Origin of the sequence: Bacillus sp. Xin1 (assembly GCF_013314535.1) — a bacterium.
In the GTDB taxonomy this organism is placed as follows: domain Bacteria; phylum Bacillota; class Bacilli; order Bacillales; family Bacillaceae_G; genus Bacillus_A.
On record NZ_JABUAE010000001.1, the window covers coordinates 415051 to 436952 of the forward strand.

The window sequence follows — 21902 nt, forward strand, 5'->3', positions numbered from 1 at the left end:
AGTAGAACTGAACATATAGGAGGTTGCAGTTATGAATAAATATAAACGTATATTCCTAGTCGTAATGGACTCAGTAGGAATCGGAGAAGCACCAGACGCGGACAAATTTGGTGATGTAGGTTCTGATACAATCGGTCATATCGCTGAACATATGAACGGATTACAAATGCCAAATATGGTGAAATTAGGTCTTGGTAACATTCGTGAGATGAAAGGGATTTCTAAAGTAGAAAAACCACTTGGATATTATACAAAAATGCAAGAAAAATCTACGGGTAAAGATACAATGACAGGTCACTGGGAAATTATGGGTCTGTACATTGATAAACCATTCCAAGTGTTCCCAGAAGGATTCCCAAAAGAATTACTTGATGAGTTAGAAGCAAAAACAGGGCGCAAAATCATCGGTAATAAACCTGCTTCTGGAACTGAGATTCTTGATGAACTTGGTCAAGAACAAATGGAAACAGGCTCTTTAATTGTTTATACTTCTGCGGATAGCGTATTACAAATCGCGGCCCATGAAGAAGTTGTACCACTTGAAGAGTTATATAATATTTGTAAAATCGCCCGTGAGTTAACACTGGATGAAAAATATATGGTGGGCCGTGTTATTGCTCGTCCATTCGTTGGAGAACCAGGAAACTTCACACGTACACCAAACCGTCATGACTATGCATTAAAACCATTTGGTCGTACAGTAATGAACGAGTTAAAAGATAGCAACTATGATGTAATTGCAATTGGCAAAATTTCTGATATTTACGATGGAGAAGGAGTAACAGAATCGCTTCGTACAAAATCTAATATGGATGGAATGGACAAGCTTGTTGATACATTAAATATGGACTTTACAGGCTTAAGTTTCTTAAATCTTGTTGACTTTGATGCGCTATTTGGTCATCGCCGTGATCCTCAAGGATACGGAGAGGCGTTGCAAGAATATGATGCACGTCTTCCAGAAGTATTTGAAAAACTAAAAGAGGATGATTTATTAATCATTACAGCGGATCATGGTAACGATCCAATTCATCATGGTACAGACCATACGCGTGAATATGTACCATTACTAGCTTATAGCCCAAGCATGAAAGAAGGCGGACAAGAATTAGCACTTCGCCAAACATTTGCTGATATTGGTGCAACTGTAGCAGAAAACTTCGATGTAACAATGCCAAAATACGGAACAAGTTTCTTAAACGACTTAAAGAAATAGGGGGATAAACACATGAATCGTGAACTTATTACAAAATCAGCTTCATACTTAAAAGAGAAATTCCAAGAAACACCACAAGTAGGACTTATCCTTGGATCTGGACTAGGTGTATTAGCAGATGAAATCGAAAATGCGGTGACAGTACCATATAGTGAAATTCCTGAATTTCCTGTATCAACTGTAGAAGGTCATGCAGGACAGCTTGTATTTGGTACACTTCAAGGTGTAACAGTAGTAGCAATGCAAGGACGTTTCCATTTCTACGAAGGATACGACATGCAAAAAGTAACATTCCCAGTTCGCGTGATGAAAGAACTAGGTGTAGAAACAGTTGTTGTAACAAACGCAGCTGGTGGTGTAAATACATCATTTGAACCAGGCGATCTTATGTTAATTTCAGACCATATTAACTTCATGGGTACGAATCCATTAATTGGACCAAATGATTCTGAAATGGGCGTACGTTTCCCTGATATGTCTACATCATATACGACAGAACTTCGTGAAATGGCGAAACAAGTTGCAGCGGACTTAAATATTAAAGTACAAGAAGGTGTATACGTTGGGATGACAGGTCCTGTATATGAAACACCTGCTGAAATTCGTATGCTTCGTACAGTTGGTGGAGATGCAGTTGGTATGTCTACTGTACCGGAAGTAATTGTAGCGCGTCATGCTGGTATGAAAGTACTTGGTATTTCTTGTATTTCAAATATGGCGGCTGGTATTTTAGATCAACCACTTCATCATGATGAAGTAATTGAAACGACAGAACGTGTTAAAACTAATTTCTTAGCATTAGTAAAAGCAATTGTAAAACAAATGAAGGGGTGAGTTCACAATGAGAATGGTGGACCTAATTGCAAAAAAACGTGATGGACATGCATTAACGACAGAAGAAGTGAACTTTATTGTAGAAGGCTATACAAATGGTGATATTCCAGATTATCAAATGAGCTCATTTGCAATGGCGATTTTCTTCCAAGATATGAATGAACAAGAGCGTGCTGATTTAACGATGGCGATGGTAAATAGCGGTGATACAATTGACCTATCAGCAATTGAAGGGGTAAAAGTAGATAAGCATTCAACAGGTGGTGTTGGTGATACAACTACGCTTGTGTTAGGTCCATTAGTAGCTGCTTTAGATGTACCAGTTGCAAAAATGTCTGGCCGTGGTTTAGGACATACAGGTGGTACGATTGATAAATTAGAAGCAGTTCCAGGATTCCATGTAGAAATTGAAAATGACGAATTTATTCGTCTTGTAAATGAAAATAAAATTGCAGTTATCGGGCAAAGTGGAAACTTAACACCTGCTGATAAAAAGTTATATGCACTTCGCGATGTAACAGCGACAGTAAACTCTATTCCGCTTATTGCAAGCTCTATTATGAGTAAAAAAATTGCTGCTGGTGCAGATGCAATTGTGCTTGACGTAAAAACAGGTGCAGGTGCATTTATGAAAACAGATGAAGATGCAAAACGTTTAGCAGAAGCAATGGTACGCATTGGTAATAACGTTGGCCGTAAAACGATGGCAGTAATTTCGGATATGAGTCAACCGCTTGGCGAAGCAATCGGTAACGCATTAGAAGTGAAAGAAGCAATTGATACACTGCAAGGAAAGGGACCAAAAGATTTAGAAGAGCTATGTTTAACGCTTGGAAGTCAAATGGTATACCTTGCTGGAAAAGCATCTTCTTTAGAAGATGCTCGTGAAAAGCTAATTGAAGTAATGAACAATGGAAAAGCGTTAGAAGCATTTAAAACGTTCTTAGCAGCACAAGGTGGCGATGCTTCAGTTGTTGATGACCCTTCTAAGCTTCCACAAGCACAATACAAAATTGAAGTAGAAGCAAAAGAAGACGGATACGTATCTGAAATTGTTGCAGATGAAATTGGTACAGCGGCGATGCTTTTAGGTGCAGGACGTGCAACAAAGGAATCTGAGATTGATTTAGCAGTTGGGCTTATGCTTCGCAAAAAAGTGGGCGATAGCGTGAAAAAAGGTGACTCACTTGTTACAATTTACGCAAACCGTGAAAATGTAGAAGATGTAAAAGCAAAAATTTATGAGAACATGAAAATTGCGAAAGACCATGTTGATGCACCGAAACTCGTGCATGGCATTGTAACGAAATAATCTAAAAAGCTAAGGAGCCTTCTCCTTGGCTTTTTTTGTTGTTTTTTGTTTATAATAATAACGGGTGAAATTATGATTAGAATTTGCGCAGTAACGAAAGAAGATGAAGTATTATATGATGTTTCATTAGAAGATACAAAGAGAGAAGATATTGTATGGTATTGGCTTGATTTATATAAGCCAACAAAAGAAGAGTATACATATATTTTACGAGATCATTTTAAGTTCCATCCCCTGGCGATTGAAGATTGTGTAGAGTATGTACAGAGGCCAAAAGTGGATTTCTATGATGGATATAACTTTTTAGTTCTCCATGCATTTGGAGAAGATGGATTAGAGCCACATGAAATTGACTTATTTGTTAGTGAAAGTTATATCGTCTCTTTCCATTTCTCACATAATAATGCGATTGAAAGAGTGTGGAAAACGCTCGGTGAGAAGAAACGGATTAAGAAGAGTCCTTTGCATGTAGCACATACGATCATTGACCAAATTGTTGATGATTATTTTGCACCTGTTTATTATATTGAGGATCATTTAAATGCGATTGATGATAATTTAACAGGAGATACAGCAGGAAGTGTACTAGAAGAAGTATTCGATATTCGGGCAGATTTATCGAAGCTTCGTCGTACGATTATTCCGATGCGTGATTTGTTGTATCGTATTTTAAACTCAACTCGTTTTTATGGTGTGAGTGATCATGAAATTTATTTTAAAGATATTCATGATCATTTATTAAAACTTTCAGAAATGATTGAAGCAAGTCGAGAGTTAACAGCGGATATTCGAGATAGTTACTTTTCGTTAAACTCGCATCATATGAACAACATAATGAAAACATTAACCGTATTCTCGACTATTTTTATGCCATTAACATTTATTGTTGGTGTATATGGGATGAATTTCGATAATATGCCAGAATTAAAATGGGAGTATGGTTATTTTATTTGTTTAGCACTTATGGCCTTTATAGGTGGGGGCATGATGGTTTGGTTTTATAAAAAAGGATGGTTTAAGTAAACAACCGCTAGGAAGTTTAGTTTCCCTAGCGGTTGTTTTATTAGCCAATAGCATGTAAGACAAACATTGCTAAGAATAGGCATGTAATAATATACATGGACGGTGCGACTTCTTTATGCTTTCCAAGAGCAACCTTTAAAATAGGATAAGCAATAAATCCGAACGCAATACCATCAGCGATGCTATATGTGAGTGGAATCATAACGATGATTAAAAACGCTGGAAATCCTTCTGAAAAGTCATTAAGAGGGATTTGTAGAATGTTTGTAATCATTAGACCACCAATAATAATTAAGATCGGTGCAATGGAACTATCAGGAATTAATTTGACAAACGGAAGAGCAAACAGTGATGCGAAGAATAACATCCCTGTAACGATAGACGTCAGACCTGTTTTCCCTCCCGCGGCAATACCTGCAGCACTTTCTACTGTTGAAACGGTAGGGCTTGTGCCAAATAGACCACATGTCATTGCTGAAATTGCATTTGCTTGATAAGCACGTGGGAATTTACGATCGTCTTCTAATAATCCGTGCAATAGCCCCATGTTCTCAAAAATAAGTACCATGCTTAAGGAGAATGTTGCAATCCAAAACGGTAAGGAAGAAAGTTTTCCAAATGACATAGCTCCGAATACATCTCCGTAGTTAGCGAATGAAAATGAGCTATTCCCTACTTGGCTTGTATCAACAAGACCAAATAGCCACGCAATACCAGTTCCAATTGCAATCGTCCATAAAAAGTTTCCACGTACGTTACGAATAAATAAGACAAGTGCAACAATAAGAGTAAGTAGTGTTGCAAGAACAACAGGGCTACTTAATTTTCCTAATGCAACAGCAGTGTTCGGATGCGAAACGACTAAACCACCTTTTTGCAATCCGATGAAAGCTAGGAATAAACCGATGCCGACAGTTATTGCTTCTTTTAACGATTTTGGAATCGATAGTGAAAGCGTGCGAGCAATCGGTGTAAACGCGGCAATTGCAAAAATAATACCGGCGATAAAGACAGCTGCTAATGCCTCTTGCCAACTTAATCCAAGCGTATGCACAGCTGTGTAAGTGAAAAATGCATTTACACCCATACCTGGTACAAGAATAGCAGGTGCATTTGCCCAAAATGCCATCATTAGACATCCGACAAATGAACTAAAAACAGTTGCCAAAATTCCAGCTTCAAGTGGAATGCCGGCATCTGATAAAATAGACGCGTTGACAATCATAATATAAACGATTGTAAAAAATGACGTTACTCCAGCTAATATTTCTTGTTTTGTTGATGTGTGGTGTAGGTCTAATTTAAATGTTCTTTCAAGAATTCCTTTCATGTTAAACCTTCTTTTTTATATCCCTCTCCCACCCGTGATATCCCTTTTGTAAAGAGCTCACCGTTTTTTATTATATCAGAACATAATCTTTTTACAATAAATAAAATGAGAACGTTTACTTAAAAGCTAACTGGTGCTACAAATAAGTAAAAATCGCACGAACAGTAGAGATAATTTCTAGTTCCCCAGATTGAATTGGAGGAGCAGCTTGTGCTTGTAAAGTAGCATGAGTCGTAAATTCGCGCGGCAATTGTGCTGATTCTTCGACGAGTGATAGAGGAACAGGATTAATATTTAAATTATATGAATTCGCAATGATGCGAGCCTTTTCTTGAGCATGCTGAACTGCTTGTAAGAGTGCTTGTTGATAATACGCGTTTGGATGGGAAATACGGAAGCGTAGTCCTCTTGCGACATTTGCTCCATTTGTAACGGCTATATCATATACTTCCCCAGCTTTCTGTACATTTAAAACGGTAATTTCATACAAATGCTCTACTCGGTAACCTTGTAATAATGCTTTTTCATTTACGTATTCATATTGAGGAGTAATTGTATAGGAGATGGTTTCTATATCTTTATCGGCGATACCAATTTGTTTAAGTGCAGCAAGTAATTGATTAGATTGGATTGCATTTTCCTCTTGTGCTTGTTTGACATCTTTATTATCTGTTCGAATACCGATTGTTAATATAACAACATTTGGTTTTGCTTTTATAACGCCTTCTCCTTGTACAGTAATCGTTGCTTGCTTTCCATTACGGACATCGGGTGAATAAGGATTCATGCCAACCTGCATTTTTGCTCACCGTCCTTTTTTATATGTATATGAGTAAAAGTGTGAGAAAATTGTATGTAAAAAGTTACATAATTGAGAATCAACAGGAAAGAAAACATATACAACGTAGGTATTTATAGATTATAATATGTATAAATATGATGAAAAAGGGTCGAGGCTAGTGAACGAAAAAAGGGAAGCGCTGATTTTAGATTTATCTACATCATTTCGAAAGATGATACGTTTATTACAAAATGATATCAATACACGTTTTTCAGAGCATATGCCATATAATGAATTTTCTGTATTGCGTGCATTATTCTTGAAAAGCCCGCAAATGGCTTCGCAAATAGCTAGTGAAGTAAATGTAACATCCAGCCATATTACAGCAGTAACAGATCGGCTTGTACGAAAAGGTTTTGTAACGAGAAAACGTTCTGATTCAGATCGTCGTATCGTGTATTTAGAAATTACAGAGCATGGAAAAGAAGTTACACAAAAACTTGAAGCTGTACGTAAAGAATACTATAAAGAGAAATTTAAAGAGTGGAGCGATCAAGAGGTTGAGATGGTATTAGAACTATTTGGTCGTGTACTATAATTACGATAAATGAGGATAGGAGGCAACATGCTTTCCTATCTTTTTCTTTTGAATAAAAATATTTTGAAATTCCAATACTTTAAGTAAAAAGTATTCGGAGGAAAAATAATGAAATATATCGTTTCACTTGCAATTATTATTGGAAGTTTTATATGCTCAAGCACGTTAAGTTATGCAAAAACACCAATCCAAGTTGTACAAAAAGAACTACATTATATTACGAGTGATCAGCCTATTCTATATTCAAAACTATGGATTCGTTCTATGCAGAATGCTATTCTTTTTCAACATAGTAATAACATTCGTGAGCAGGATACAATGCGTAATGTCAAGAATTCTTCTCTCGTAAAAGTAAAACAGCTTTCCCTTGAAAAGGCTTCACATTACATCCCGAGATTATCTCAATATGTCTCTAAATTTGAAAATAAAAATGTTCAAGTTTATTACGTTGCTGTTCGTTATGAGGTGAAAAAAGAAACTCCATATCAATTGAATGGAATGAATTACTTTCTTCAAGTATTTGTACAAGAACAAGGTGATTGGAGGATTGCTGAAAGTATTGTAGCTCCTACAGATCAAATGATAGAGAATGGTGATGGATTTGGGATGAAAGAAGAGAAGGAGTATGGAAAAAGAAGAGAGAATGTGAAATAGCCTCCTTATTTAGATGGGAGATGTATATAACAAGGCATTGCATGAAAGCAGTGCCTTGTTGATTTAGTTCATATAAGAATTCACTAATTCGTAACATCTTTCTTTTGTCATTGTATAGCTTGCTTCGTCAGCCTCTATTAATGCCATTGTTCCGTTGTTTGGATCATTTATAATTGCTTGAACTCTACTTTCCTTCGCTTTAATCCATGCAATTTGTTTGCTTTTCAGAGTTTCAAATGCATTAGCTGGCATGTTATTTTTTAATACACGATAAATTTCATTCAGTTTATTGTCCCATAACTGATAGTTGTTATTAATTTCCGCTCGTATGTCTACTGTAGTAACCATATTTTCTGAATGTTTCTCTTGTTTTTCTAAAGAGGACAATTCATTAAGAAACTCTGCTTTACTTAATCCGCTAGCATCTTTTTCCTCCGAGCCTTTTTGAGTTCCTTGGTTTGTATGACTACCCGAATCATTTTGTTGCGTTTTCGTTTGTTGTCGATTTGTTCAGGCTGTGAAGAAACTTTTATTTTGCATATAAAGAGAGTCTATGTTTTAACAACCGATGTAAGATAATGTATGTCAGTATGCCAGACCCTATAAAATAAATATAGTAAAGAGGTAAAGAATTACTACCATCAATAAAAACAGTACCACCAAGAAGCCCAAAACAAATAGAAGTACAGATTAAGAAATATTTATGAAGTTTTGGATATAACAATATTTTTCCGTTATGCTCGTTTGGAGCACGCGTATATAAATAAGCTCCTAGTGGAAGGAAGATGAGTATATAGATAACAGGGCTTAACAGTATCCAAGCGGACGGGATGTGATGGTAAGTAGGTCCTGTATGTCTGTTTCCGTATTCATCTTCTATAGGCTCCCTTTGTAGATTGTAGTCATAGTTAATTCGAAAATGAGTAAGAGGAGATACAATACTTACATTTTCTGTATAAAGGGCATATTTATTATAATTATAATTGTACTCTTCTCGTGATAAATCTATATGTAGTGCGAAAAAAGGGAACGCGAGCTGAAAGATGTATAAAGGTAAAATGATAATAACGTAACTTAAAGCGCTTTGTGAGATAAGGTTCCCTGTAATCGCCCCAATAAAGAGCGTAAATGTATAAACTGCAATTAGTGTAATGATTGTATAAGCAAAGTATATATGAAATAGTGAAAAGGATTGATACTGAGCATGTATCGTATTCTTGTGAATAATATACATAAGAAACCAACTAAGGCTAAGGGCACCTACGATATGAACGATGCCTAGTAACCATTTTGATAAAAATAAGTGTGACCGTTTAAATGGCATAGACCAAAGGAAATCGATTGTTTGATTATTGCGTTCCCATCCTATTAGAAGAATCGCTAATCCCATTAATAGAAGAGCTGGGAATAGTATGTTAGCTCCCTGTAAAAAATAGTTGTAATAAGTATCTGTTGTGTTGCGTAAATACTCAGTAGTGTGCTGTGCATGCATATAATATTTATATGGTAAGGCGTATAAAGTGCTTAGCCAAAAAAGCCAAATGACATATTTTCCCTGCTTATAGTTTCGTATCCATAAAGCTTTATGAAACATATATCCACCACCTCAATTTGTATTTATTTCCCTCCAAAAGCAAACTTCAATTTTAATAGACGTGTAAAAATGAAGTAACTTATGATAGCGAATAGGAAAAATCCAATATAATAAGACAGGAGTGCATCTCGTCTGCCTAATATGCTACCGCCAAGTAATCCGAAGCATAGAACAGTACAAAGCATGAACCACTTTTGCAAGCTAGGAAACAATAGTATTTTTCCATTATGTTCATTCGGTGTACATGCGTATAGAAAAATTGATAATGGTAAAAAGATCATGATATAAGCAAACGGTGTTAATAGTGTCCAAGGGGAAGGAATCGAAGTATGTTCCATTGGATCGTCCTGTGGTACACTAGAAAGTTTATTTCCATAGTCATCAAACGTTTCTATCGGGTGATAATCATAAGCAATTGAAAAAAATTCTAATGGTGAAATGATGCTCGCATGTTGTAAATATATATGAGTCTTACGTTCTATTTCACCTAATGCTTCTACTGAACCTTGTGTATGAGAGTAAATAAATCCAGATATTAATAACGCCAGGCCGTATGGTAAAAATAATAAAATGGCAGTTAAACTACTTTGCGAGAAAACATTTCCGGTAATCGTACCGATGAATAAAGCAAATGTATAAATAGCAATGAGTACAACCGTAGCATATAAAAAGTAACTATGAAACGGAGTAAAGATTTGATACTCATTGTGAAATGATATGTTTTTAATTCCGTACATGCTAATCCAACAAATTATGTGTACTGCAATAATGTTGAAAACGCCAAATAACCACTTTGTTAAAAAAATATCTTTTCGCTTAAACGGCATTGCGAATAGAAAATCAGTTGATTGATTGTTACGTTCCCATCCAATTAAAAGACAAGCAAGTGCAATAAGAGCAACTCCTTGAAAGAGGACGGCACCATCATATGTTTGAAAATAGTAGGAGTAGTAGTACGTATATTCATCAATCTTCATTTTCGAATGATTTAGCGCCATTTGTGCTGCTTGATAATATTTATAAGGGAGTTGATACAAACTAATTAACCAAAACAATAGAATTATATATTTTCCTTGTTTCCATTGCTTCATCCATAAAGCTTTATGAAACATATGAATCCTCCCCAAACGTTGTGACAAATATATCTTCGAGTGACATTGGTAATTCTTCTAATAAAAGAGGTTGTTCTTTATGAAATTTTTCTAACGTAGTTGCTACATTATTTTCAATTAAAATCGTATATACTTTTCCAGTTTGATTTAATATTTTTATATTTGCTAAGTTTTCTAGTTTTTGTGGTAGTGAACGCTCGTAAGCAACTTGTATTTTTGCATAGCGAGATTTTGTATCTTCTAATGCTGTAATCGATGCGATTGTATGATCTTTTAAAATAATAACCGTGTCAGCAATTTTTTCTACTTCATCTAAGTGGTGAGTCGAAATGAGAATGGTAATTTCACGTTCTGCTACTTCTTCAATTAAAAATTGTAAAATTTGTCTTTTTACAATCGGGTCAAGTCCATTAGTTGGCTCATCTAAAATAATGTATTCTACACCTGTACAAAACGCTAAAACCATAGCAAGAAGTGCTTTCATACCGCGTGAGTAACTACGAATGCGTTTTTCAGGTAATTTGAAGCGTTCTAGCAGCTGATAGAAATGTTCTTCATTAAAATTGTGATAAACAGCCTTATAAAACTTCGCAATTTCCTTTACTGTATATCCGCTTAATATATTAGTAGAATCCGGCACATAAGCTATCTTCTGCTTCATCTCTGGATGCCCATGAACATCCACATCATCATATGTAACAGTGCCTTCATCCGGATCTAAAATACCAACAAGTGTCCGAAGTAAAGTCGTTTTCCCCGCACCGTTTCTTCCGAGTAATCCAACAATACTTCCTTTTTGTAATGTGAAAGAAATATTGTCTAAAATGACTTGGTTATCAATTGCTTTCCCTAGATTCGTCACTTTTAGCATTCTTATTTCCCCCTAGTTCTTTATAGTATGAATCAATCCAATCGTGAATTTTCTCTTTCGTAATTCCAAGGTAAGAAGCTTCTAGTAGTAATTGATGGAATTGTTTTTCAACCATGGCCATTTTCCTTTCATCTAATATTGGTGTGATCGATTGGGAGACAAATGTCCCTTTTCCTCGCAGTGTTTCAATAATTCCTTGCCGTTCTAATTCTTGATACGCTTTGCTTACTGTATTTGGATTAATGACAAGAAGTGAAGCGAGTTCACGTACAGATGGTAGTTTATCTGTTGGAGCTAACATTTTTTTTAGTACGAGCTCTTTTATATTGTGAACGATTTGTTCCCATATCGGAGTGTTGCTTCTCGGATCGAGTTGAATGTGCAAGAGCAATGTCTCCTTCCTAATGTTTTCAGTGTACTGCTATATATAATACACTTAATACAATATATGTGGTAGATTTGTTTGTCAATACAATTTCATAGAAAAATATGGTATAAAAACGCACGAATTGGAAAAAATAGGTTTGATATAGAATGGAGGGTTAGTCATGAGGCGAGTTTTTGGAATACTTGTTTGTTTCATGTTGTTATTTTCTGGTATTTCTGTTGGCTTTGCGCAGTCTGAGAAAAAAGAAGTAGAAACAGGGCCGAATTTAGCAGAGCAAGCATCGTCAGCGATTGTGATTGAGCAAGATACAGGTAAAGTTTTATTTGAGAAAAATCCAAATGAAAAATTACCACCTGCTAGTATGACGAAAATTATGACGATGCTACTGATTATGGAACAAGTTGAAAAGGGAAAACTAAAACTAGAAGATAAAGTAAGAACAAGTGAACATGCAGCATCAATGGGTGGTTCGCAAATTTTTCTTGAGCCTGGTGAAGAGATGACAGTGAATGAAATGCTAAAAGGGATTGCGATTGCATCGGGAAATGATGCGTCGGTTGCGGTTGCTGAGCATATTGCTGGTTCAGAAGAAGGCTTTGTAAACATGATGAATAAAAAAGCGAAGGACTTAGGACTAAAGAATACACAGTTCCAAAATCCAACGGGTCTTCCAGCAAAAGATCATTATTCAACATCATATGATATGTCAATTATGGCGAAAGAATTGATGAAATATCCACTTATTCGGAAATATACAGGAAAGTATGAAGATTATTTACGTGAAAATACAGAGAAAAAATTTTGGCTTGTGAATACAAATAAATTAGTTCGTTTTTATCCAGGGGTAGATGGGGTGAAAACAGGTTTCACGACAGAAGCAAAATATTGTTTAACTGCATCAGCTGAGAAAAATGGCATGCGTGTTATTTCTGTTGTCATGGGAGCGCCAACATCAAAAGAACGCAACAACCAGGTAACAAAGCTTCTTGATTATGCATTTGGACAGTATACAACGAAAAAATTGTATAAGCGCGGTGAAAAAATTCAAACTGTAAAAGTAGGAAAAGGTAAGAAAGAAAATGTAGATTTAGTGGCATCGGATAATGTATCTCTTCTTATGAAAAAAGGCGAGAATATGGACAAGGTAAAACAGGAAGTTATTGCTGAAAAGAAAGTAAAAGCACCAATTAAAAAAGGTGATGCACTCGGTACACTTGTTATTAAAAAAGATAAAGATGTTTTATTAAAGCAAACGATTGTAGCGAAAGAAGATGTTGCCGCAGCAAGCTGGTGGGAACTGTTTAAAAGAAGTTTAGGAACGTTTTCAACATCGAAATAACGGCAAAGGTATTGCCGCTTTTCTATCCGCATACATGAAAAAGGTAGAATAATTGCTGAAAGGTTCACATTATGGCGAAATAGTACTTCTTTTGTCAGTAGGAAGGATTCTTATTTTATGTTCACGAAAATCTTATGTAAATGAATCAAGTTTAAGCATAAGGAGGAAATCGTGTGAGTCTTTCCATGCATTTAGAAGTAAAGCGTGATGTCTTATGTGTTCGGTTAGCGGGTGAACTAGATCACCATACTGCTGAAGAGTTGCGAGCAAAAGTAACGGATATGATTGAGACGCATCGCGCTCATCATATTGTACTAAGTTTAGAGAAGTTAACATTTATGGACAGTTCAGGTCTTGGTGTTATATTAGGCAGATATAAGCATGTTAAAGGTTTAGGAGGGGAGATGGTCGTTTGTGCAATCTCACCTCCTGTAAAACGTTTATTTGAAATGTCAGGTCTGTTTAAAATCATTCGCTTAGAAGAAAGTGAAGCGCATGCGCTCGCGACGTTGGGGGTGGCATAAATGAGAAATGAAATGAACCTTCAATTTTCAGCATTAAGTCAAAATGAATCGTTCGCTCGCGTTACAGTTGCTGCTTTTATCGCACAATTAGATCCAACAATGGAGGAATTGACAGAGATTAAAACGGTTGTGTCTGAAGCAGTCACAAATGCAATTATTCACGGATATGAAGGGAATGCAGAAGGTCTTGTTTACATTTCAGTGATTTTGGAAGAAGCAATGGTGAAACTCACGATTCGAGATGAAGGGGTTGGCATTTTTAACTTAGACGAGGCAAGGCAACCTCTTTTTACAACTAAACCTGAATTAGAGCGTTCCGGAATGGGATTTACTATCATGGAAAATTTTATGGATGAAGTAGAAGTTATTTCAAATGAATCTTTCGGGACAACAATCCATTTGACAAAATACTTATCAAATAGTAACGCTCTATGCAATTAAGGAGAATTGCCTATGGACATAGAGGTCAGAAATGAGAAAAAGAAACCTCAGTTAAAGGACCACGAGTTAAAAGCGTTAATTCAAAAAAGTCAAGATGGAGATCAACAAGCAAGGGATACGATAGTCCAAAGCAATATGCGTCTTGTATGGTCAGTTGTACAACGATTCCTCAATCGAGGATATGAACCAGATGATTTATTTCAAATTGGCTGTATTGGACTGTTGAAATCAGTAGACAAATTTGATTTGTCTTTTGAGGTGAAATTTTCAACCTATGCAGTTCCAATGATTATTGGAGAAATACAGCGGTTCTTGCGGGATGATGGATCTGTGAAAGTAAGTCGTTCTTTAAAGGAAACTGGAAATAAAATTCGGAAAATGAAGGATGAGCTTTCTAAAGAATACGGCAGGGCTCCAACGATTAATGAGGTTGCTGAAGCACTCGAACTGACGCCAGAAGAAGTTGTTCTTGCGCAGGAAGCGAGCCGTACTCCGTCATCCATACATGAAACGGTTTATGAAAATGATGGGGATCCCATTACGATATTAGATCAAATTGCAGACCAAACGGAAACGAAATGGTTTGATAAAATCGCCCTAAAAGAGGCGATTAGAGAACTAGATGAGCGCGAACGTTTAATTGTGTATTTGCGCTATTATAAAGATCAAACGCAATCAGAAGTAGCGGAGCGAATTGGTATCTCTCAAGTTCAAGTTTCGAGACTTGAAAAGAAAATTTTAAAACAGATGAAAGATCGAATAGATGAATAGCCATCTATTCGATTTTTTATTTGAACTAGAAGGGAGTAATATTTCAAATGAACTTTTGAAAAAAGCTACATCTTATGTTATTGATGTTATCTTTTCCAAAATCCCAAAATTTCACTCATCCAGATAAATTTACAGAATTTATTGATAATTTAGTAAATTTTAAATATAATCCAATTATAGACTTGTCATAAAGGGGGAAGGAAGCATGGAAACAAGGCAGCAATGGGGAACGAGGGCTGGATTTATTTTTGCAGCAATCGGTTCTGCTGTTGGATTAGGGAACATATGGCGTTTTCCGTATACTGCGTATGAAAACGGAGGGGGAGCATTCTTTTTACCGTACTTATTTGCATTATTAACGACTGGTATTTCATTATTAGCTTTTGAATTTGCTCTTGGACATCGTCACCGCGGTTCAGCACCACTTACATTCTTTCGCATAAATCCACGTGCTGAATTTATTGGTTGGTGGCAAATGGCTGTTACATTTATCGTTTCCACGTATTATGCTGTTATTATTGCATGGTCGATTTCTTATACGTATTTTTCAATTACTGGAGCGTGGGGGAAAGATACAGAAGCTTTTTTATTTAAAGAATATTTACAAGTTGCTGATAAGCCAGGACAATTTGGAGGCCTTGTACCTGAAGTGTTAATTCCACTTGCTCTTGTTTGGATTATTGTACTTGGTGTGGCATTTAAAGGGGTTAAGAAAGGAATTGAAGTTGTAAACCGTATTTTTATTCCTTTACTTGTTGTGATGTTTCTAATTATTGTTGTTCGCGCTGTTACGATGGAAGGAGCAATGCAAGGGCTTGATGCCTTTTTTAAACCGGATTGGAGTCGTATTTTAGATGGAAAAGTATGGCTTGCTGCATACGGACAAATTTTCTTTAGTTTATCGTTAGCATTCGGAATTATGATTACTTACTCTAGTTATTTACCAAAGAACTCTGATACAACAAATAACGCTTTTATTACTGGTTTTGCGAACTCAGGATTTGAATTATTAGCTGGAATCGGTGTGTTTGCAGCACTCGGTTTTATGGCAAATAACATGGGAGTACCAGTTGATAAAGTAGCGAGCGCTGGCGTTGGACTCGCGTTTGTCGTATTCCCACAAATTATTAACGAATTACCGATGTCACCATTATTTGGAGTATTATTCTTTCTGTCTTTAACGGTAGCTGGAATTACATCACTTATTTCATTAGCAGAAGTATGTTTTGCAGCTGTATCTGAAAAATTTAGTCTAAGTCGTCAAAAGACCATTGGAATTATGGGTACTCTTCTTGTGCTAGTTTCACTTGTATTTGCGACACGTGGCGGGCTGATGTTCCTAGATGTTGTAGATTACTTTGCAAATAACTTTGGACTTATTGTAATTGCATTAGTAGAGGTGGTTACGGTTGGACTTATCCTTCGCCGTTTACCAGTATATCAAAATCATGCGAATTTCACATCGGATATTAAGCTAGGGATGTTCTGGAGAGTTAGTTTACTTGTTATTACACCACTTATGTTAGGGTACATGTTGATTGATGGTACAATCCAAAACATTCAAAAGAATTACGGAGATTATCCAACACAATTTGTCGTAACGTATGGTTGGGCTTTAGCAGCAGCATTTCTTATCATTGCATTAATTATTAGCGTGAAAAAATGGAATTCGCAAATACATTCAGATTCTGCCCAGCTTGAAAAAGAATGGAAAGATCGAGGTGTTTCATAATGAGTGGATCAGCAATTATGATGATGATCATTGGAATTGTAGTCATTTGGGGAGGATTAGCTTTAAGTATTATGAATTTATTTAGAAAAAAGAAGGCATAAAAAACATCTGCGCCAAAAAGGTGCGGATGTTTTTTCTTTAAAGGTGTGGGGAAACAGGAGTCAGCAGGCTCCTGTTTTTGTCGTTATTTGTTGCAAAATTGATATCCTTTGTCGAATCGCTGATATATTTTGAGAAAAGGTCGATATATTTGAATTTGTGTCTATAAAATTTAATTTACCCTTTTATACCATAAAAGGCTATTGCTAAAATCCCTGTTTTCTTTATTTGTTAAGATTGTTGATAAAAAATTCACTGTACAGAGTGTATTTTATAAAAATGTTGTATTAGAAAATTTTCCAAAAACCATACTACAACTACGAGGAAAAGTGAAGAGGTGAGCTTTAAGTGGAACAAACAATCTATCTCAAAATGCGAAATCGTTTGCAAGTATCACCTTCATATGAGGTGAAGATTGAAGATGTTGCACAAGTAGTTGGAGAGTCTGATGTAGTAGAAAAAATAAAAAAACAGCTCGTATATAAAATCACAAAACGTGATAAAACACATGTCGTAATTGATGCGATGAAAATTATTCAAGTCATTGGGCAAACTACACAGCAGACACAAATTAATTTATTTGGTCCTGGACAAACACTTGTTGAAATCGTCTATGAAAAAAAGAAAGTAAACCCTGTTTTCTTTGGATTGGTTTGGATATTACTTTTTGTCGGGGCGGCTCTAGCAATTATTTATTTTCATGAGGACGTAAGTATGCAACAAGTACATGGACGTCTATATTACATGATTACAGGAGAAATCAATTATAAACCGCTCCTATTTCAAGTTCCTTATTCTTTAGGACTTGGATTAGGGATGGTCCTATTTTTTAATCATGTGTTTCAAAAACGAATTAATGAAGAGCCGAGTCCGTTAGAAGTGGAAATGTTCCAATATCAACAGTCACTCGATCAATATGTCATGATTAATGAAAATAAAGAGAGTGCAAAACAAATTGCAGATGATTGAGTACAGTTTAGTAATCATAATTGGTCTTGCTGGTGGGATTGCAGTTGGAGGGGGATACGTTGCTTTTTTAGCTGTACTTGGTGTCATCCCACGTTTAGCGCAGTTAACAAGGAGTGGTCATCGTGTCCAATGGTTTGAATGGGCCGTAATTGGTGGTTCTTTGATGGGAGCATGGTGCAGCTTAAGAGATATAACCTTTCAAGTATCTCAGTATTGGCTCATTTTACTTGGGTTATTTTGCGGAACATTTATCGGTATGCTTGCTGCGGCTTTGACAGAAGTATTAAATGTTTTACCTATATTAGCTAAACGGGTAGGAGTAGATGGGAAAATTGTTATTTTACTCGTTGCACTTGTACTTGGAAAGGTAATGGGTTCTTTATTTCATTGGATTTATTTTGCACGGTAGGAGGCAACAAGATGACACAAGATAAATTAAAATATGATTACATAAATAAAGTAAAAGATTATCATCCAAAGCCAAATTATGTGATGAATTGTGTGAAAGCGTTTGTTGTAGGAGGAGCGATTTGTACAGTAGGAGAATGCTTGATGAAGTTTTATATGCATTATTTTCATTTCAATGAGAAAACTGCGGGGAATCCTACTATAGCAACGCTCATACTATTATCGGCCATATTAACTGGATTTGGTGTATACGATAAAATTGGTCAGTTCGGAGGAGCTGGTTCAGCAGTTCCTGTTACTGGGTTTGCAAATTCAATGGCAAGCGCAGCAATGGAACATCGTAGTGAAGGAATTGTACTTGGAGTTGCTACAAATATGTTTAAGCTTGCTGGAAGTGTAATTGTATTTGGAGTTGTTGGAGCATACATTGTTGGACTCATTCGATATACGTTTAAACTTTGGCTGTCTTAAAGGAGACTAGATATGAGATTGACAGGAAAGCAAACATGGGTATTTCAAAATCATATATTTGTGAATGCAACAGGTACTGCTGTCGGTCCAAAAGAAGCGGAAGGTCCTCTTGGAAAGTGTTTTGATATTTCATACGATGACTTACACTGCGAGGAAGAAAATTGGGAGCTCGCTGAAAGAAGGTTGATGAATGATTCAATTCAGCAGGTTATGCGAAAGGGGGATATAAGACCTTCCCAAATTGATTTTTTTTTAGCAGGTGACTTATTAAACCAAACCGTTACAGCGAATTATGTGGCACGAGAGCTCGGAATTCCTTTTTTAGGTATGTTTAGTGCTTGTGCAACCTCGATGGAGACACTAGCAATTGGATCGGCTTTTATTGATGGCGGTTTTGCTAACCGTGTGATAGCTACGGTTAGTAGTCATAATGCAACTGCAGAACGGCAATTTCGTTATCCAACAGAATATGGGGGGCAAAGGCCTGGTACAGCTACATCAACTGTTACAGGGGCGGGAACAGCTTTAATTAGTAAAGAACCGAGCGATATTAAAATAACAGCTGCCACCATTGGGAAAGTGCAAGATTTAGGAATTACAAATCCTTTTGATATGGGATCGGCAATGGCGCCTGCAGCTGCTCATACGATTCAACAACATTTTGAAGATTTAGGGAGAAGTGCAGCTGATTATGATCTTATTGTTACAGGTGATTTATCAGGTGTTGGAGCGCCAATTACGAAGCAGCTTTTACTTGAGGAAGGATATGATTTAGGGCATGTATATAATGATTGCGGATTAATGATTTATCACAAGGATCAAGAAGAGGTTTTTGCAGGTGGAAGTGGTTGCGGTTGTTCGGCAGTTGTAACATACGGACATTTACTAGAAGAAATGAAAAAAGGAAACTTACAGCGTATTTTTGTAGTTGCAACAGGGGCATTGTTAAGCCCGATTATGATACAGCAAAAAGAAACGATTCCAACAATTGCACATGGCGTTGTATTTGAAAGGGTAAAAGGAGTGTGAATTGTGGATTTTGTATACGCGTTTATTGTTGGGGGAGTTATTTGTGTGATAGGACAACTTTTATTGGATTTTGCTAAATTAACTCCTGCACATTTAATGGCCACTTTTGTAGTGATTGGAGCGATTTTAGATAGTTTTGGATTATATGATAAACTCATAAAATTTGCAGGGGCAGGTGCAACTGTTCCTATAATGAGTTTTGGGCATTCCCTTTTACATGGGGCATTAGAGGCAGCTGAAAAACATGGCTATTTAGGAATAGGAATTGGTATGTTTAGTTTAACTTCCTCAGGTATTTCAGCAGCGATATTATTTGCGTTCTTTGTGGCACTTATATGTAAACCGAAAGGATAAAACAAATGAGACGAAGGGTTATTTTGGTGACAGACGGAGATGAATATGCAAAGCGAACAATTGAGTTGTTAACAAAGGAATTGGGTGGCAGGTGTATTTCAGCCTCCCAAAGCAATCCCACTAAATTGACAGGAAAGAAGATTGTTGAGCTGATTATGCAAACGCCATATGACCCTGTATTTGTCATGTTTGATGATAGTGGATTTATTGGAGAAGGTTCAGGTGAAAAGGCATTAAAATATGTGGCGATGCATAAAAACATTGATGTTCTCGGTATTTTAGCCGTTGCGTCTAATACACATCATTGGGAGTGGGCCCGTGTAGATGTCAGTGTAGATCGAGAAGGCAGATTAACAGAATACGGCGTTGACAAATTTGGATTGCCCGATGGTGAAATTGGCAGGATTAATGGAGATACGATTTACTGTTTAGATGAATTAAATGTCCCTGTCATTGTTGGAATTGGTGATATTGGAAAAATGTGTGGAAATGATGAATGGGAACGAGGATCGCCCATTACAAAAAAAGCAATTCAATTAATTTTAGAAAGAAGTGGATTTTATGACGAAACAGAAGAACGTTAATATCCCGATTTCTTCTTTTTTAAGTGACAATGAAAATTATTTAAAACAAACAGTTGGACTCGGTGTTACATTTGATGTTGGAATTCGTAAATTTCAAATTCTAGATAAAGAAATCGGTGTATTATTTGTAAATGGATTGTGTGATACAAACTATATCATTCCAATTTTGGAAGAAGCAGTGGATACGAATGAGATAAGGGATTACGAAGGAGATACAGTAAAGCTTTTAGAAAATCGATTTATTCATCAACAAGTAAGTAAAGTGAAAACGATGGATGATGTAATGACACAAGTTTTATCTGGCCTTATTATTATTTTTGTAGAAGGTGAAACGGAAGCTTTTGTAATTGATGTCCGTAGTTATCCAGGCCGAACACCAACAGAGCCAGATACAGAAAAAGTAGTACGCGGAGCGAGAGATGGCTTTGTAGAAAATATTGTTGTAAATACAGCACTAATAAGAAGGCGTATTCGTGATCCACGCTTACGAAATGAAATTATCCGGGTAGGGGATCGATCGCAAACAGATATTTGCATTACATATGTTCAGGATGTCGCCAATCCAGATTTAGTAAAGATTATTAAGCAAGAACTAGAGAGTATTGAAGTAGATGGAATTACAATGGCTGACAAAACAATCGAAGAATTTTTAGTAAAGCAGGGTTGTAACCCTTTTCCGCTTATTCGTTATACAGAAAGACCAGATGTAGCGGCAAATCATTTATTAGAAGGGCACGTATTAGTTATTGTTGATACATCACCAAGCGTCATGATTACACCAACAACTTATTTTCATCATGTGCAGCACGCGGAAGAGTTTAGACAAAACCCAGCAGTTGGTACATTTTTACGATGGGTTCGTTTTATTGGTATTATATTTTCTTTGTTTTTATTACCATTTTGGCTCGTGTTTGTATTTGATCCAACGTTGCTACCAGAGAAACTTGCTTTCATTGGCCCAAATAAAATGACTAATCTTCCTATTTTATTACAAATAATTCTGGCAGATATCGGACTTGAATTTTTGCGAATGGCATCCATTCATACACCAACCCCGCTATCATCAGCTACCGGCTTAATTTCAGCGATTTTAATTGGGCAAATTGCCATTGATGTTGGATTATTTGTACCTGAAGTCATTTTATATACAGCAGTTTCAATGATTGGGATATATGCAACGCCAAGTTATGAATTGGGTTTAGGAAATAAATTAGCAAAGCTATTCGTTATTATCTTAACTGGTTTGTTCCACGAAATAGGATTTGTGATTGGAATGACAATGCTAATTTTATTTTTAACATCTATTAAAAGTTTACAAACACCATATTTATGGCCGTTTTTACCATTTGATTGGGGCGCATTAACGAAAATTTTGGTACGTCCAACTATGTCCAGCTTAAAAGTACGTCCAAGCATTGTCCATCCGCAAAATATACGTAGACAAAAGTAAGCAGGGGTATACTCCTGC

Annotated in this window: 26 protein-coding genes; 19 read left to right on the forward strand and 7 right to left on the reverse strand. The window is 36.3% G+C overall.

The window, feature by feature from the left end; all coding sequences use genetic code 11:
- The first annotated feature begins 31 nt into the window (after nt 1-31).
- From deoB to corA, 4 genes are all read left to right on the forward strand, one after another.
- Entirely contained in the window at nt 32-1216 is a 1185-nt protein-coding gene (deoB, locus tag HRG09_RS02245; RefSeq protein WP_174099144.1) for a phosphopentomutase, read from the forward strand.
- A 12-nt stretch (nt 1217-1228) separates the two neighbouring features.
- A complete protein-coding gene (locus HRG09_RS02250) occupies nt 1229-2050 on the forward strand; it encodes a purine-nucleoside phosphorylase (RefSeq protein ID WP_174099145.1) in 822 nt (273 codons plus the stop codon).
- Between the two features lie 7 nt (nt 2051-2057).
- On the forward strand, nt 2058-3362 hold the full coding sequence (locus tag HRG09_RS02255; protein ID WP_174099146.1) for a pyrimidine-nucleoside phosphorylase: 1305 nt from the start codon (nt 2058-2060) through the stop codon (nt 3360-3362).
- A 72-nt stretch (nt 3363-3434) separates the two neighbouring features.
- Nucleotides 3435-4385, forward strand: coding sequence for a magnesium/cobalt transporter CorA (gene corA / locus HRG09_RS02260; RefSeq protein WP_174099147.1), 951 nt, complete (start codon nt 3435-3437; stop codon nt 4383-4385).
- 40 nt (nt 4386-4425) lie between these two features.
- Here corA and HRG09_RS02265 read toward each other — a convergent pair whose 3' ends face one another.
- Complete coding sequence (locus HRG09_RS02265) at nt 4426-5715, reverse strand: NCS2 family permease (protein WP_174099148.1); 1290 nt, start codon at nt 5713-5715, stop codon at nt 4426-4428.
- Nucleotides 5716-5851: 136 nt separating this feature from the next.
- Nucleotides 5852-6514, reverse strand: coding sequence for an SIMPL domain-containing protein (locus HRG09_RS02270; protein WP_174099149.1), 663 nt, complete (start codon nt 6512-6514; stop codon nt 5852-5854).
- Nucleotides 6515-6674: 160 nt separating this feature from the next.
- Between HRG09_RS02270 and HRG09_RS02275 the strand changes: the two genes are divergently transcribed.
- Nucleotides 6675-7094, forward strand: a complete 420-nt coding sequence (locus tag HRG09_RS02275) for a MarR family winged helix-turn-helix transcriptional regulator (protein ID WP_001003304.1) — start codon at nt 6675-6677, stop codon at nt 7092-7094.
- A gap of 108 nt (nt 7095-7202) precedes the next feature.
- Complete coding sequence (locus tag HRG09_RS02280; RefSeq protein WP_174099150.1) at nt 7203-7748, forward strand: hypothetical protein; 546 nt, start codon at nt 7203-7205, stop codon at nt 7746-7748.
- Nucleotides 7749-7811: 63 nt separating this feature from the next.
- Here HRG09_RS02280 and HRG09_RS02285 read toward each other — a convergent pair whose 3' ends face one another.
- From HRG09_RS02285 to HRG09_RS02305, 5 genes are all read right to left on the reverse strand, one after another.
- Nucleotides 7812-8096, reverse strand: coding sequence for a lysozyme inhibitor LprI family protein (locus HRG09_RS02285; RefSeq protein WP_174099151.1), 285 nt, complete (start codon nt 8094-8096; stop codon nt 7812-7814).
- Nucleotides 8097-8277: 181 nt separating this feature from the next.
- Nucleotides 8278-9342, reverse strand: coding sequence for an ABC transporter permease subunit (locus HRG09_RS02290; RefSeq protein ID WP_174099152.1), 1065 nt, complete (start codon nt 9340-9342; stop codon nt 8278-8280).
- Between the two features lie 23 nt (nt 9343-9365).
- A complete protein-coding gene (locus HRG09_RS02295; RefSeq protein WP_174099153.1) occupies nt 9366-10454 on the reverse strand; it encodes an ABC transporter permease subunit in 1089 nt (362 codons plus the stop codon).
- Nucleotides 10444-11325 (reverse strand): ABC transporter ATP-binding protein, encoded by an 882-nt coding sequence (locus HRG09_RS02300; RefSeq protein ID WP_174099154.1) that lies wholly within the window; start codon nt 11323-11325, stop codon nt 10444-10446. The genes HRG09_RS02295 and HRG09_RS02300 overlap by 11 nt, the downstream gene beginning before the upstream one ends.
- Entirely contained in the window at nt 11291-11710 is a 420-nt protein-coding gene (locus HRG09_RS02305; RefSeq protein WP_174099155.1) for a GntR family transcriptional regulator, read from the reverse strand. The genes HRG09_RS02300 and HRG09_RS02305 overlap by 35 nt, the downstream gene beginning before the upstream one ends.
- A gap of 163 nt (nt 11711-11873) precedes the next feature.
- On the opposite strand from HRG09_RS02305, the gene HRG09_RS02310 reads away from it, so the two are divergent.
- The 13 genes from HRG09_RS02310 (at nt 11874) to HRG09_RS02370 (ending at nt 21884) form a co-directional block, all read left to right on the forward strand.
- Nucleotides 11874-13052: a D-alanyl-D-alanine carboxypeptidase family protein gene (locus tag HRG09_RS02310; protein WP_174099156.1), complete on the forward strand. Its 1179-nt coding sequence runs from the start codon at nt 11874-11876 to the stop codon at nt 13050-13052.
- Nucleotides 13053-13225: 173 nt separating this feature from the next.
- Complete coding sequence (gene spoIIAA / locus HRG09_RS02315; RefSeq protein WP_017151015.1) at nt 13226-13576, forward strand: anti-sigma F factor antagonist; 351 nt, start codon at nt 13226-13228, stop codon at nt 13574-13576.
- Complete coding sequence (gene spoIIAB, locus HRG09_RS02320) at nt 13577-14017, forward strand: anti-sigma F factor (protein WP_098336151.1); 441 nt, start codon at nt 13577-13579, stop codon at nt 14015-14017.
- A 12-nt stretch (nt 14018-14029) separates the two neighbouring features.
- Nucleotides 14030-14788 carry an RNA polymerase sporulation sigma factor SigF gene (sigF, locus tag HRG09_RS02325; RefSeq protein WP_098336150.1) on the forward strand — a complete coding sequence of 253 codons (759 nt, stop codon included), beginning with the start codon at nt 14030-14032 and terminating at the stop codon, nt 14786-14788.
- A gap of 205 nt (nt 14789-14993) precedes the next feature.
- Entirely contained in the window at nt 14994-16520 is a 1527-nt protein-coding gene (locus HRG09_RS02330) for a sodium-dependent transporter (RefSeq protein ID WP_174099157.1), read from the forward strand.
- Nucleotides 16520-16621 (forward strand): methionine/alanine import family NSS transporter small subunit, encoded by a 102-nt coding sequence (locus tag HRG09_RS02335; protein WP_082188779.1) that lies wholly within the window; start codon nt 16520-16522, stop codon nt 16619-16621. The genes HRG09_RS02330 and HRG09_RS02335 overlap by 1 nt, the downstream gene beginning before the upstream one ends.
- Before the next feature lie 346 nt (nt 16622-16967).
- Nucleotides 16968-17588 carry a stage V sporulation protein AA gene (locus HRG09_RS02340; RefSeq protein WP_174099158.1) on the forward strand — a complete coding sequence of 207 codons (621 nt, stop codon included), beginning with the start codon at nt 16968-16970 and terminating at the stop codon, nt 17586-17588.
- A complete protein-coding gene (locus HRG09_RS02345; RefSeq protein WP_174099312.1) occupies nt 17581-17997 on the forward strand; it encodes a stage V sporulation protein AB in 417 nt (138 codons plus the stop codon). Before HRG09_RS02340 ends, HRG09_RS02345 begins: the two co-directional genes overlap by 8 nt.
- An 11-nt stretch (nt 17998-18008) precedes the next feature.
- Nucleotides 18009-18467, forward strand: a complete 459-nt coding sequence (gene spoVAC, locus HRG09_RS02350) for a stage V sporulation protein AC (RefSeq protein ID WP_174099159.1) — start codon at nt 18009-18011, stop codon at nt 18465-18467.
- Nucleotides 18468-18479: 12 nt separating this feature from the next.
- Nucleotides 18480-19496: a stage V sporulation protein AD gene (gene spoVAD, locus HRG09_RS02355; protein ID WP_174099160.1), complete on the forward strand. Its 1017-nt coding sequence runs from the start codon at nt 18480-18482 to the stop codon at nt 19494-19496.
- Between the two features lie 3 nt (nt 19497-19499).
- On the forward strand, nt 19500-19850 hold the full coding sequence (gene spoVAE, locus HRG09_RS02360; protein WP_174099161.1) for a stage V sporulation protein AE: 351 nt from the start codon (nt 19500-19502) through the stop codon (nt 19848-19850).
- A 5-nt stretch (nt 19851-19855) separates the two neighbouring features.
- Nucleotides 19856-20434 (forward strand): stage V sporulation protein SpoVABEA, encoded by a 579-nt coding sequence (spoVAEA, locus tag HRG09_RS02365; protein WP_174099162.1) that lies wholly within the window; start codon nt 19856-19858, stop codon nt 20432-20434.
- Entirely contained in the window at nt 20412-21884 is a 1473-nt protein-coding gene (locus tag HRG09_RS02370) for a spore germination protein (protein ID WP_174099163.1), read from the forward strand. The genes spoVAEA and HRG09_RS02370 overlap by 23 nt, the downstream gene beginning before the upstream one ends.
- The last annotated feature ends 18 nt before the right edge of the window (nt 21885-21902 follow it).

Coding starts and splice junctions, on each gene's coding strand:
- deoB (WP_174099144.1), top strand. CDS start 32: ATGAATAAATATAAACGTATATTCCTAGTCGTAATGGACTCAGTAGGA.
- HRG09_RS02250 (WP_174099145.1), top strand. CDS start 1,229: ATGAATCGTGAACTTATTACAAAATCAGCTTCATACTTAAAAGAGAAA.
- HRG09_RS02255 (WP_174099146.1), top strand. CDS start 2,058: ATGAGAATGGTGGACCTAATTGCAAAAAAACGTGATGGACATGCATTA.
- corA (WP_174099147.1), top strand. CDS start 3,435: ATGATTAGAATTTGCGCAGTAACGAAAGAAGATGAAGTATTATATGAT.
- HRG09_RS02265 (WP_174099148.1), bottom strand. CDS start 5,715: ATGAAAGGAATTCTTGAAAGAACATTTAAATTAGACCTACACCACACA.
- HRG09_RS02270 (WP_174099149.1), bottom strand. CDS start 6,514: ATGCAGGTTGGCATGAATCCTTATTCACCCGATGTCCGTAATGGAAAG.
- HRG09_RS02280 (WP_174099150.1), top strand. CDS start 7,203: ATGAAATATATCGTTTCACTTGCAATTATTATTGGAAGTTTTATATGC.
- HRG09_RS02285 (WP_174099151.1), bottom strand. CDS start 8,096: ATGGTTACTACAGTAGACATACGAGCGGAAATTAATAACAACTATCAG.
- HRG09_RS02290 (WP_174099152.1), bottom strand. CDS start 9,342: ATGTTTCATAAAGCTTTATGGATACGAAACTATAAGCAGGGAAAATAT.
- HRG09_RS02295 (WP_174099153.1), bottom strand. CDS start 10,454: ATGTTTCATAAAGCTTTATGGATGAAGCAATGGAAACAAGGAAAATAT.
- HRG09_RS02300 (WP_174099154.1), bottom strand. CDS start 11,325: ATGCTAAAAGTGACGAATCTAGGGAAAGCAATTGATAACCAAGTCATT.
- HRG09_RS02310 (WP_174099156.1), top strand. CDS start 11,874: ATGAGGCGAGTTTTTGGAATACTTGTTTGTTTCATGTTGTTATTTTCT.
- spoIIAB (WP_098336151.1), top strand. CDS start 13,577: ATGAGAAATGAAATGAACCTTCAATTTTCAGCATTAAGTCAAAATGAA.
- sigF (WP_098336150.1), top strand. CDS start 14,030: ATGGACATAGAGGTCAGAAATGAGAAAAAGAAACCTCAGTTAAAGGAC.
- HRG09_RS02330 (WP_174099157.1), top strand. CDS start 14,994: ATGGAAACAAGGCAGCAATGGGGAACGAGGGCTGGATTTATTTTTGCA.
- HRG09_RS02335 (WP_082188779.1), top strand. CDS start 16,520: ATGAGTGGATCAGCAATTATGATGATGATCATTGGAATTGTAGTCATT.
- HRG09_RS02345 (WP_174099312.1), top strand. CDS start 17,581: ATGATTGAGTACAGTTTAGTAATCATAATTGGTCTTGCTGGTGGGATT.
- spoVAC (WP_174099159.1), top strand. CDS start 18,009: ATGACACAAGATAAATTAAAATATGATTACATAAATAAAGTAAAAGAT.
- spoVAD (WP_174099160.1), top strand. CDS start 18,480: ATGAGATTGACAGGAAAGCAAACATGGGTATTTCAAAATCATATATTT.
- spoVAEA (WP_174099162.1), top strand. CDS start 19,856: ATGAGACGAAGGGTTATTTTGGTGACAGACGGAGATGAATATGCAAAG.
- HRG09_RS02370 (WP_174099163.1), top strand. CDS start 20,412: ATGACGAAACAGAAGAACGTTAATATCCCGATTTCTTCTTTTTTAAGT.